The organism is Moorena sp. SIO4A5 (genome assembly GCF_010672005.1).
In the GTDB taxonomy this organism is placed as follows: domain Bacteria; phylum Cyanobacteriota; class Cyanobacteriia; order Cyanobacteriales; family Coleofasciculaceae; genus Moorena.
The window spans coordinates 131923-142919 of record NZ_JAAHHZ010000010.1 but is presented as its reverse complement, the minus strand read 5'-3'; the positions used below and the strand labels follow the sequence as shown (position 1 = coordinate 142919).

At 41.7% G+C, this 10997-nt stretch carries 14 protein-coding genes; 8 read left to right on the top strand and 6 right to left on the bottom strand.

The genetic code is table 11. From position 1 onward, the window contains the following. Positions 1-2870: hypothetical protein (locus F6K57_RS06985; RefSeq protein ID WP_293066050.1), on the top strand; the 2870-nt coding region annotated here is incomplete at its 5' end. Further along, entirely contained in the window at positions 2870-4171 is a 1302-nt protein-coding gene (locus F6K57_RS06980) for a Pvc16 family protein (protein ID WP_293066047.1), read from the top strand. The genes F6K57_RS06985 and F6K57_RS06980, both read left to right, overlap by 1 nt. Before the next feature lie 192 nt (positions 4172-4363). On the opposite strand, the gene F6K57_RS06975 is transcribed toward F6K57_RS06980, so the two are convergent. Further along, the gene (locus tag F6K57_RS06975) at positions 4364-4870 is read right to left on the bottom strand and encodes a type II toxin-antitoxin system HicB family antitoxin (RefSeq protein ID WP_293066044.1); all 507 of its coding nucleotides are present in this window, start codon (positions 4868-4870) and stop codon (positions 4364-4366) included. A 26-nt stretch (positions 4871-4896) separates the two neighbouring features. Here F6K57_RS06975 and F6K57_RS06970 point away from each other — a divergent pair, with 26 nt between their 5' ends. From F6K57_RS06970 to F6K57_RS06960, 3 genes are read left to right on the top strand one after another with little or no spacing between them, the layout of a single operon-like run. Then, positions 4897-5184: an element excision factor XisH family protein gene (locus tag F6K57_RS06970; protein WP_293037074.1), complete on the top strand. Its 288-nt coding sequence runs from the start codon at positions 4897-4899 to the stop codon at positions 5182-5184. Beyond that, complete coding sequence (locus tag F6K57_RS06965) at positions 5153-5356, top strand: element excision factor XisH family protein (protein ID WP_293020709.1); 204 nt, start codon at positions 5153-5155, stop codon at positions 5354-5356. The genes F6K57_RS06970 and F6K57_RS06965 overlap by 32 nt, the downstream gene beginning before the upstream one ends. After that, positions 5344-5685: a XisI protein gene (locus F6K57_RS06960; RefSeq protein WP_293066041.1), complete on the top strand. Its 342-nt coding sequence runs from the start codon at positions 5344-5346 to the stop codon at positions 5683-5685. Before F6K57_RS06965 ends, F6K57_RS06960 begins: the two co-directional genes overlap by 13 nt. Positions 5686-5889: 204 nt before the next feature. Here the strand turns inward: F6K57_RS06960 and F6K57_RS06955 are convergent, their stop codons facing one another. The 4 genes from F6K57_RS06955 to F6K57_RS06940 form a co-directional block, all read right to left on the bottom strand. After that, positions 5890-6153, bottom strand: coding sequence for a hypothetical protein (locus F6K57_RS06955; protein ID WP_293047800.1), 264 nt, complete (start codon positions 6151-6153; stop codon positions 5890-5892). Continuing rightward, on the bottom strand, positions 6150-6380 hold the full coding sequence (locus F6K57_RS06950) for a hypothetical protein (RefSeq protein ID WP_293020714.1): 231 nt from the start codon (positions 6378-6380) through the stop codon (positions 6150-6152). Before F6K57_RS06950 ends, F6K57_RS06955 begins: the two co-directional genes overlap by 4 nt. 458 nt (positions 6381-6838) lie before the next feature. Further along, a complete protein-coding gene (locus F6K57_RS06945; RefSeq protein ID WP_293020717.1) occupies positions 6839-7054 on the bottom strand; it encodes a hypothetical protein in 216 nt (71 codons plus the stop codon). Between the two features lie 400 nt (positions 7055-7454). Further along, positions 7455-7709 carry a hypothetical protein gene (locus F6K57_RS06940; protein ID WP_293066037.1) on the bottom strand — a complete coding sequence of 85 codons (255 nt, stop codon included), beginning with the start codon at positions 7707-7709 and terminating at the stop codon, positions 7455-7457. Positions 7710-8213: 504 nt separating this feature from the next. On the opposite strand from F6K57_RS06940, the gene F6K57_RS06935 reads away from it, so the two are divergent. The 3 genes from F6K57_RS06935 to F6K57_RS06925 all read left to right on the top strand — a co-directional run bounded on the left by F6K57_RS06935 (position 8214) and on the right by F6K57_RS06925 (position 9460). Beyond that, the gene (locus F6K57_RS06935; protein WP_293020719.1) at positions 8214-8468 is read left to right on the top strand and encodes a hypothetical protein; all 255 of its coding nucleotides are present in this window, start codon (positions 8214-8216) and stop codon (positions 8466-8468) included. Positions 8469-8543: 75 nt separating this feature from the next. After that, positions 8544-8687: a hypothetical protein gene (locus tag F6K57_RS06930; RefSeq protein WP_293066034.1), complete on the top strand. Its 144-nt coding sequence runs from the start codon at positions 8544-8546 to the stop codon at positions 8685-8687. Between the two features lie 95 nt (positions 8688-8782). Further along, the gene (locus F6K57_RS06925) at positions 8783-9460 is read left to right on the top strand and encodes a hypothetical protein (RefSeq protein ID WP_293066031.1); all 678 of its coding nucleotides are present in this window, start codon (positions 8783-8785) and stop codon (positions 9458-9460) included. A gap of 5 nt (positions 9461-9465) precedes the next feature. Here F6K57_RS06925 and iscB read toward each other — a convergent pair whose 3' ends face one another. Beyond that, entirely contained in the window at positions 9466-10749 is a 1284-nt protein-coding gene (gene iscB / locus F6K57_RS06920) for an RNA-guided endonuclease IscB (protein WP_293066029.1), read from the bottom strand. Positions 10750-10997 lie beyond the last annotated feature (248 nt).

Below are 10997 nucleotides of genomic sequence, written 5' to 3'. Positions count from 1 at the left end.
CAGAGATTACTCCTAACTATACCGAGAGCAGTAGCAACAAGATAAGTGCTCATCCCACTAGCCCTAATTACCAGCAATCTTTGATAGCACCAATTGCTGCTGAAATCGATAGCAGCACTAACGATAAGATAAATAATCATCCAGATAGCGCTAACTACCAACAATCGAAGCTATCACCAGAGATTACTCCTAACTATACCGATAGCAGCAGCAATAAGATAAGTGATAATCCCATTAGCCCTAATTCCCAGCAATCTTTGATAGCATCAGGGATTGCTCCTAACTATACCGAGAGCAGCACTAACAATAAGATAAGTGATAATCCCACTAGGGATAACTATCAACAATCGAAGCTATCACCAGAGATTACTCCTAACTATACCGATAGCAGCAGCAGCAACAAGATAAGTGCTCATCCCACTAGCCCTAATTACCAGCAATCTTTGATAGCACCAATTGCTGCTGAAATCGATAGCAGCATTAACGATAAGATAAATAATCATCCAGATAGCGCTAACTACCAACAATCTTTGCTATCACCAGAGATTACTCCTAACTATACCGAGAGCAGTAGCAACAAGATAAGTGATAATCCCACTAGCCCTAATTACCAACAATCATCGATATCACCAGAGATTACTCCTAACTATACCGAGAGCAGCACTAACAATAAGATAAGTGATAATCCCACTAGGGATAACTACCAACAATCTTTGATAGCATCAATTGCTGCTGAAATCGATAGCAGCATTAACGATAAGATAAATAATCATCCAGATAGCGCTAACTACCAGCAATCGAAGCTATCATCAGAGATTGCTCCTAACTATACCGATAGCAGCAGCAGCAACAAGATAAGTGCTCATCCCACTAGCCCTAATTACCAGCAATCTTTGATAGCACCAATTGCTGCTGAAATCGATAGCAGCATTAACGATAAGATAAATAATCATCCAGATAGCGCTAACTACCAACAATCTTTGCTATCACCAGAGATTACTCCTAACTATACCGAGAGCAGTAGCAACAAGATAAGTGATAATCCCATTAGCCCTAATTACCAACAATCATCGATATCATCAGGGATTGCTCCTAACTATACCGAGAGCAGCACTAACAATAAGATAAGTGATAATCCCACTAGGGATAACTATCAACAATCGAAGCTATCATCAGAGATTACTCCTAACTATACCGAGAGCAGCAGTAGCAATAAGATAGCTGCTCAGACAGATAAGGCTAATTATCAGCAATCGAAGCTATCATCAGAGATTACTCCTAACTATACCGAGAGCAAGAATAACAATAAGATAGCTGATCATCCAGATAGGGCTAATTATCAGCAATCGCAGATATCGGAAGGGATGACTGCTGAATTGATCGATAACAGCAGTAACAGTAAGATAACTAATCAAGCAAATAGCGATCGCAAATCCCAATCCTTGATATCATCAGGGATGACTACTGAATCAATCGATAGCAAGAATAACAACAAGATAGCTCATCATCCAGATAGCGCTAACTACCAGCAATCTTTGAGATCACAACGGATGACTGCTGAATCTATCGATAGCAAGAATAACAGCAAGATAAATAATCAGACAGATAGCCCTAATTACCAGCAATCGAAGCTATCACCAGAGATTACTCCTAACTATACCGAGAGCAGCAGCAACAAGATAAGTGCTCATCCCACTAGCCCTAATTACCAACAATCTTTGCGATCACAACGGATGACTGCTAACTCTACCGATAGTAGCAAGTTGAGCCAAATAACTAATAATATAAATAACAAGATAACTAGCGATCGCTACCAGCAATCATTGATACCACAAGGGATTAATCCTAACTATACCGATAGCAGCACTAACGATAAGATAAGTAATGATCTAACTAGCGATAACTACCAGCAATCATTGATACCACAAGGGATTAATCCTAACTATACCGATAGCAGCACTAACAACAAAATAACTAATCAGACAGATAGCCCTAATTACCAACAATCCTTGATATCACCAAGGACTGAATCTATCGATAGCAGCACTAACAACAAAATAACTAATCAGACAGATAGCCCTAATTACCAACAATCCTTGATACCATCAGGGATTACTCCTAACTATACCGATAGCAGCACGTTGAGCAAGATAACTAATCATCCGACTAGGGATAACCATTCCCAATCGAAGCTATCACCAGAGATTACTCCTAACTATACCGATAGCAGCAGCAACAAGATAAGTGATAATCCAACTAGGGATAACTATTACCAATCGAAACTACCATCAGGGATTAATCCTAACTATACCGATAGCAATAGTAATAATAAGATAGGGCATCATCCAACTAGCCTTAATTACTCCCAATCCTTGATACCACAAGGGATTGCTCCTAACTATACCGATAGCAGCACTAACAATAAGATCACTAATCAGACAAATAGCGCTAATTACCAGCAATCCTTGATACCACAAGGGATTAATCCTAACTATACCGATAGCAGCAGTAACAGCAATCAACCAAGACCGACTACAGCAGAATTCCCTTTGGTTCCACAGCAAAAGGCTCCCTATCATCAACACTCCGATCTTGGGTTACCGAATCAAGGAAACCAACTAGCTGCTGAGGTTAATTCAAATCAATTTAATTCAGAAATAATAGAAGCATCAACAGTCAACAGTGAACATCCTCCAACCCTACCGCGAAAAGCATCATCCCAAAGCAAACCGACTATCCAAGTAACCATCGGTTCTATAGACGTACGGGCTAGTAAGCCACCAGCACCACCACGTCGTACTCGTTCTATAAATAGGGCTTCGAGCCTATCTCTCAAGGATTACCTGAAACACCGTAATGGAGGAAGGTGATGAGCAATGCTCTTGCGATCGCAGCAGTTACCAAAACCTTGCAAAAACTGATCAGGCAAGGCATCGAACAGGAAGACGCCGGTGCAGAGGTAAGCACTCAGCCCCTGGATAAAGCTGGAGGAAACGGCAATACTCAAAAAAAGATTAATATCTTTCTCTACCAAAGCTTAGCTAACGCGGCTTGGCGCAATTTAGATATGCCGAATCGGGTCAAGCCAGGGGAAACCAGTAAACCGCCCTTGGCCTTGAACCTCTATTACTTGATTACTGCTTATGGCAAGGATAACGATATCGAAGACCACCGCCTGTTAGGAATAGCAATGCGTATCCTACACGATAATGCCTTGCTCCATCCTAAGCAAATTGAAGGAGTATTGCCCGATAGTGACTTGCACAATCAAGTAGAACGGATTAGCATTACCCCGATCACCCTATCCCTAGAAGAAGTATCAAAACTGTGGGGTACCTTTCAAACTCAGTATCGGATTTCTGCGGCCTATCAGGTTTCCGTAGTATTAATTGAAAGCGCTCAGGCGGTGAAAGCTCCTCTGCCGGTCTTAAGCCGTGGCGAACCAAACCTAAACAACGGTCGTGATAGTGGCATTGCCATTCAACCTGACTTAACCTCTTCCTTTCCTACCCTAGAAACCCTGCAAACTCCCAATCAACAGCCATCCCTTCGTTTGGGTGAGAACTTAACTCTGCGTGGTCATCACTTAGATAGTGAAGAGACTATAGTGGTAGAGTTTAGGCATCCCCGCCTCAGCCAGGCAATTCAACTTACACCGAAGCCAGGGGCTACAGCTACCACCCTGGAAGTTGAGCTTCCTGTTGATGGTAATCAATGGTTGGCTGGGTTTTATACAGTAACAGTTGGGGTTAAGCGCAATGGCAAGCAACAAGTGACTAATGCTCTGTCCTTTTCCCTAGCCCCTAAGATCGAGGAAATGACTATATCTACAGCTACCGGAAACCAGCAGCAGTTGACTTTGACCTGTAATCCACCGGTATGGTTAGGGAAGCCAGACAATTCATTAGTAACCCTAGGACAACAGGTAGGGTTTTTGTTAAGCGATCGCGAATTGTTACCCTTGTCGGAATTTTTGCCATCAGTTACAACTACTTCTTCTGACCCATCACCAGACCAGAAGACCAATAGCCTCGTTTTTGATATCACCGGTATTGCTGCTGGGGATTACTGGGTGCGCCTGCGGGTGGATGGAGTTGACAGCTTACTGGTGAATCGGACAGTTACACCTCCTGTTTTTTACTCGACCGAGAAGCTGACGGTGAGCGGGTGATGGGGAGTGGGGGGAGATGGGGTGATGGGGTGATGGGGTGATGGGGAGCTAATCTTGTAGGGTGGGCAAATGGACATGATTCGTGATCAACTTGTCAAATGATCAGAATTTGCCCACCAAACCCTTCTCTAAATGCGTTCGCGTAGCGTGACCGTAGGTCAATCGCTTTAGGTTTGACACTGGGAAAATTACTCATGCCAAGATATTTAATGGCTTCACAATTAAATCTTCTCTAGGAATTGGTAGATTATCAGCCTTTAAACTTTCAATATATAACTCAATAGCTTCTGTAATATTATCGATCGCTTCTTCAAAAGAATCTCCTTGAGAATGACAACCTTTTAGGATCGGACAAAAAGCGTGATAACCTCCCTCTGATTCTTTTTCTAGAAGAACTGTATAATTGTAAATTTGTTTAGTGTTGTTGTCCATAGGTTTTAAACTTATTTGTGATCTATAGCAAAGGGAGTAGGGAGTAGGGAGTAGGGAGTAGTGCGATCGCCGATCTTGTAGATTGGGTTGAGGGAATCTATAGTTTTGATAAAACTGATCGATTCTATGGGAGAGCAAAACCCAAAACCATCCCCTCTTTTTCCAGTATTTGTTGGGATTCCTTGCCTCAACTGGGGAGCTAACACACCCTAATTTCATGATGGTGTGTTGTTGAGCTAAGATTAAAATACGCTCAGCTTTTATCAAAAGCTTATACTTTGCTCCCATTGATCATGCCGAAACTGGATATTATTCATAATGCTGTGAAAAATGCACTGATTAAAGATGGATGGATAATCACTGACGATCCCTATATTATTGAATATAGAAAAACAAAACTCTATGCCGATCTAGGAGCTGAACGGCCCATTGCGGTTCAACGAAATGAACAAAAACTTGTGGTTGAAGTCAAAAGCTTTGTCGGTACATCAAAATTGCAAGATTTAAAAGAAGCTCTTGGTCAATATGATATCTATCGCTATCTTCTGGATGCAGCGCGGTCTTGGGGGTTTCCCCCATGAGCGACTGCATGATGAAACTGCACCTGAACGAAAACTTTATCTAGCTATTAGTAGCATTGCCTACAAAAACTTTTTTACTCAAGATGTGATTCAATTAATAGTCACTAGACATCAACTTCCCTTAATTATTGTAGATACTGAATTAGAAGAGGTAAGACAATGGATAAATTAGCCCAATACCCCAAAATTATTAAACAACTATTAACTGACTATATCGAATTATGTCAAAAACGTTCTCAGGAGGCGATTGAGAATTTTCTGATTGCGGATGAAGCAAATGGTCACTATATTTGGATGAATTTAGGATGGCAAAATGGAGAAAAAATTACCGGAATGACCGTATATGTTCGTCTTCGAGAAGGAAAATTTTGGATTGAGGAAGACTGGACAGAAGAAGGAATTGCTACCGACCTTGTCCGTGCTGGAGTTCCCAAAGAGGATATTGTCTTAGCGTTTCATGAGCCAAAAATGCGACAATACACAGATTTTGCTGTTGCTTAGGCGATCGCTAATCTTGTTTGGTGGGCAAATGGACATGATCACTGTTGAAATGGTCAAATTCTCATTATTTGCCCACCAAACACCTCTTACAGTGCGTACGCTGATCTTGTAGTCAGATAGGTGGACAAAATTTTAGTCTTTGATTATAAATTATTCCCAATTTGCCCACCCGACAAAAGCGAGCGCCACTCCTTAAGCTCTAATTTATCCAAAAAACGCCTCATACTTATCATGACTACCGATCCAAAACCATGTAACCTGATCCTTTTCCAAAATTCCAATAGCACGATAGTTTTTAGTAATTCTAACTGACCAAATATCCTCATCACGATTAATACATTTAAAATGTAGGGAAGGATGAAAAGGATTATTTGACCATAACTGATAAGCTTTTTTTGCTGCTTGACGGACTTCTAAAGGAAGATCATAATAGTTTGACCAAAAAGATGGTAAGGTAGCAGACTTCATAACTTATCATAATCCATTGCTTGCCCCTGTCCTTGAGCAATTTGTTGTTTCGCAAGTCTCGCTACTTCTACTAACTTAGTTTGTGTTTTCCGAAAAGATTCATCCCACTGTAATTCATCTTCAATATCAGCAATATATTCCCGTAAATGCTCAATAACTCGCTCCTGCTGTGCCTCAGGTAGAGATTCTATAATTTTAACAACGGTTGCTATATTTTCCCTTGACATTGTTGCTGTAAATAGTACGATTTAATGGGGATAATTGAATCATAACACCGATGGGGATATCTTGTAGGGTGGGCAAATGGACATGATCACTGTTGAAATTGTCAAATGTATAGAATTTGCCCACCCTACCCCTCAAGGTCTTGATCTTGTAGGGTGGGCAAATGGACATGATCACTGTTGAAATGGTCAAATTCTGATTATTTGCCCACCCTACCCCTCAAGGTCTTGATCTTGTAGGGTGGGCAAATGGACATGATCACTGTTGAAATGGTCAAATGTATAGAATTTGCCCACCCTACCCCTGCTTTTTGATTGGGGGTTGGATTAAGTCGCCACTTGTCAGTTCTTATGATTTTGGCTGACGTTTTTACGCTTCCTAACAAACTCTATTACAGTTAATATTTTAGCAGACAAAAGATAATACGACAAGATAACAATAATGTCCCCGACTTCGATAACTAAATGGGTTGCTCCTTAACCCCCTCCATCCTAGAGAGGTGGGGGAATGCGTAGCTTGTTTGTTCAAACAAGGATAAGTTAAAGCATTCACTAAGATATTTCAGCGCAGGTCGGGGGTGATTGGCTTCTGCTTCTGCCATGGCAGCTTCCCCTTGCCTGATCGCTTCTGGGTCTACCGACTCATCTTGTGCTAATTCTTGAGCTAATTCTTGCAAACGCGATCGCTTTTAGCGGAAGCGAAGCTTCATCGCATCCAGAACATTGCAGCACTGAGATACCGTGAATTATTTTCCTGGCATTCACCCATGCTTAACCTATGCTGACCTTCACCAGAATACATTCCACACTATCCACAGCAGCTTCCACAGTCAAAACCAAAAAAAATAGCCGTGGAAAATACTTCCACGACTACAAAAGTAAACCAATTCAAGGCAATGACTACAAATGTAAACCAATTTAAGGCAATGTATCACCCACTGATTAATTCTATTTACGAGGAATTTAGGCTAAACCCCTCGGTGGCTCTTACCCCCCCATAACAAGGAATAGTACACAACCAATAAACTAGTCTTAACTGTGGCACTAGGGGGAAGACCCCCCAGCTAGGTTATGAGCTTAATCCAGAATCAGATTGCGCTGCAAAATACAAATGTATTCCCCAGGATTGTAAGTCCGTTGGAGTGGACTCCACTCGCTGACTGTGGCATAGCCCAGAGTCTGCAAATTCCTGATCGTAATGTAAATCGCCCGCTTAGAACCAGTCAAAGTATGTTTAATTGGTTCTTGGTAGGGATAAAATCCATGGGAACCCGGAATAATTAGTTCACTAGATTGATTCAAAAAAGGTGAAACAATAAAATTGGTGTACATCGCCTTAAAATTAGTCCGTTAGTGTTCATTAATCATTGAAACACTTAAATTTACTTTATGCAAGTTATTTAAATTATTGTAATATTTATTAATAATTGAAAATTTGGTAAGACTAATAATTATAAAGTCTGGATTTGTAGGGAACAGGGAATCGGGAATCGGGAATCGGGAATCGGGAATCGGGAATCGGGAGTAGGTAATAAACGATATTGGATTTTTGTTGTCGAAAACAGTATTTTTTTAAAAATTAAGTGAAAAATTATAGCTCTATTTGACAGAGTTATTTAATAGAGTTAGGATAAGCTAGGATAGCAAAAGTGTTGAACGTCGGTTCAGGCAAGAAGCAAGTTTTGAGAATTGGGGCTAATTATTATAGCGGTTATCCTATAGCGTTTCTAATAGTAATTAAGTAAACAGGCTCTCCTACTTACTACTCCCTACTCCCTACTCCCTACTCCCTACTCCCTACTCCCTACTCCCTACTCCCTACTCCCTTTCCTTAATATGAACATTACTATTAAAATCCCAGAGCTAAGCTTAGAAGGAATTGACTTGAATAGACTAGATCGGGTACGCTTACAAACAGCGGTGGAAGCCGAATTATCCCGTTTGCTTAAGGTGAAGGGACTACCTCGAAATTGGCAAGATACTACCAATATTCCTACTGTACCAGTGAATTTAAACTTAACTAAAACCCACAATTCCACAGACATGGGTAAGGAAATTGCTCAGGCTATTTATAGAGGTATGGCGGAATGAAACATCTACGAGTAAGTCGAAGTTAGGTGCGCTCTTACCATTAAGAATTAAATTACCCACGGGTCGCACCTCTTGATGCAGCGCATTGCTATTCCCTATTCCCTATTCCCTATTCCCTATTCCCTATTCCCTGTTCCCTATTCCCTGTTCCCTCTTCTCTCTTCCCTGCTCCCTGCTCCCTGCTCCCTGCTCCCTTGCTATATTCACTTTAACCATTGACAATTAAGAATTAACAATTAACAATTGATGAGTTAGCTCAAGAATAAGTATTCAAACAGACTTGATATCAGCAGTTTATTAACCAAAAAGATTTCATGGCTACATCTCCCCTTTCCCCTCGTTTGTTGAGAGGGGCAATAGTCGCTCTAGACCCTGCTAATCCCCTAGCTAGTGTGATTCTTTTTCAGTACAATCCCGAGACGATGACGCGATCGCTTACGCCCCGGACAGCAGGAGCGGATTTGTCTGCACAGGGTAAATCTGACCTAGACCCGACTGAAGCGAAACGAATCAGTGGTCCTCCGAAAGAGAGCATTAGTCTAAAAATGGCCATCGATGCCACTGACCGGTTAGAGCAGGCGGATACCATGGCGGTTACCTTGGGCATTCATCCCCAAATCGCAACTCTGGAAATGCTAATGTATCCCAAAACCTTGTCAGTCTTGACCAATAGCGCGATGTCGAAAGCGGGAACTCTGGAAATTGTGGCGATGGAAGCTCCTCTAACTCTATTTATCTGGGGGGGTAATCGGATTCTACCGGTTCGGGTAGATCGTATGGATATTGAAGAACTGGCTTACGATGTTAATCTTAACCCGATTCGGGCTGATGTTGACCTTACTCTAGAAGTCCTCAGCTACAAGGATCTGAAGCTGGCTAGCCTCGGTGGTGCTCTGTTTATGGCTCACCAAGTTAGCAAAGAACTGATGGCAACCATGGAAAGTCTTAAGAATGTCAGCAGTATTGCTAAGGGAGCAGCAGGTAATGTCTAGGAGGACTATTGTCCGGTAGATTCCGGCAGATGTTTGCAGAAGCTGTAAGTATATCCATCTTTTCGATGTATCGCCGATAAATCTTGAGGTTTACAACTTTTGTAACCTTTCATCCCTAACGGGGTAAATCCAAAGCTTCCTTTGGTTCTAGGAGTGACTTTGCCTATTCCTAGTTTTTGGTGCTTAGCTATATCTCCAGTTACCCAACCTTTAATAGGCTTTAATGGGTTGTGCCTAATCGGGTAACCGTACTTGTTTAGTGCTGCTTTTTGTCTACCTCCTTGACCTTTACAGGTAACTAACAATGGCTGATAAACTCTCAAGACCAAGGTCTCAATATCTCCGACACAGGCGGCATCAATCCAGTGCTCCTTGGAGAAACCTAGTTTTGTCCGGTTGTACTTGGTTTGTGCTCCCGTTCCTGTGATTATGGGTTTGATGTTTTTAAGCACTTTTACCAACTTGTTCCGAGTCGCGTTTACCGCTGCGGCATCTCTCAGTGGCTGTTTAGCTTTAGTTTTGATTTTTTGCAGTAAACTTGGTTTCTTTTTTAAGAACTCTTCTATTGGCTTGTTACCTTTACGTTGATTGCACTTTTCGCAAGCCAAACAAAGATTACTCACTCGAGCGCTTCCACCTTTACATTTTGGGTGAATGTGTTCAATTTGTAATGGTACGGACTGCTTACCGCAGTAAGTGCATTCCCTTCCCCATTTTTCGAGTAAGTACTCTCTCACCTCATATCCAGCTAGCTCCCCTTGCTGATACTCAACACCACTGATTTCAGGGTTTTGCATTTTTTGGGTATCAAATTTAACTCTTTCGATCCAAATCTCATTAATCGGGCAAAACTTAATTAGTCGCTTCACCCAGGTTTCAATAGTCAATATCCTGTGCTCTAAGCTAGGTGGGAGCCAGCTTTCTGAGTGTTTACGATTGAGGAATCTTGGCTTCCTGTAACGGGTGTGACGATTACGTTTTCCACGCCTTACAGCTCTTCTAGACTCTAATTTTTTCTTGATTAATCCTCCTCTGTGTTCTAGTTCCATTCCCCAGATCACCTGATTATTTTGGACTAAGGCAAATCCAGTTATTTTACTACCAGGGTCAATCTTTATTTGACATGGTGAGATGGTTGCATTCTTAATCGCAGTTTTCAAGATGATCGTGAACGGGTACATCCTAAAAACAGCGGCTTTACCTTTGTCTAGTAATCGGCGAGCTTTCTTCGGCGGAATGGGATTTAACGGTTGCTTGTTTGTGTCAATAACAAAAACGTAATTCTGCATTTTTAGTGCATCTCAATTCGGTAATGTGTTCCGAGTGCTTCGCACACGCTTGCGCGAACGACAAGGTTGTAATGGCTTGTTAGGCTAACCACACATTTGCCTTCACCTTAATGGTTAACGATAGAGCCAGGGACTGAAGTTCATCCCTGGGTATCATGACCAAAACAACGTAGGAAGTTAATCCTTAGTCTGCATCCTAGTCGGCAATCCCAGGAATTACCGGGAATTGCCTAGGCTTTAACTAGGAG

Coding starts and splice junctions, on each gene's coding strand:
- F6K57_RS06970 (WP_293037074.1), top strand. CDS start 4,897: ATGCCGAAACTGGATATTATTCATAATGCTGTGAAAAATGCACTGATT.
- F6K57_RS06950 (WP_293020714.1), bottom strand. CDS start 6,380: ATGTCAAGGGAAAATATAGCAACCGTTGTTAAAATTATAGAATCTCTA.
- F6K57_RS06925 (WP_293066031.1), top strand. CDS start 8,783: ATGGCTACATCTCCCCTTTCCCCTCGTTTGTTGAGAGGGGCAATAGTC.
- F6K57_RS06930 (WP_293066034.1), top strand. CDS start 8,544: ATGCAGCGCATTGCTATTCCCTATTCCCTATTCCCTATTCCCTATTCC.
- F6K57_RS06955 (WP_293047800.1), bottom strand. CDS start 6,153: ATGAAGTCTGCTACCTTACCATCTTTTTGGTCAAACTATTATGATCTT.
- F6K57_RS06935 (WP_293020719.1), top strand. CDS start 8,214: ATGAACATTACTATTAAAATCCCAGAGCTAAGCTTAGAAGGAATTGAC.
- F6K57_RS06960 (WP_293066041.1), top strand. CDS start 5,344: ATGGATAAATTAGCCCAATACCCCAAAATTATTAAACAACTATTAACT.
- iscB (WP_293066029.1), bottom strand. CDS start 10,749: ATGCAGAATTACGTTTTTGTTATTGACACAAACAAGCAACCGTTAAAT.
- F6K57_RS06940 (WP_293066037.1), bottom strand. CDS start 7,709: ATGTACACCAATTTTATTGTTTCACCTTTTTTGAATCAATCTAGTGAA.
- F6K57_RS06965 (WP_293020709.1), top strand. CDS start 5,153: ATGCAGCGCGGTCTTGGGGGTTTCCCCCATGAGCGACTGCATGATGAA.
- F6K57_RS06980 (WP_293066047.1), top strand. CDS start 2,870: ATGAGCAATGCTCTTGCGATCGCAGCAGTTACCAAAACCTTGCAAAAA.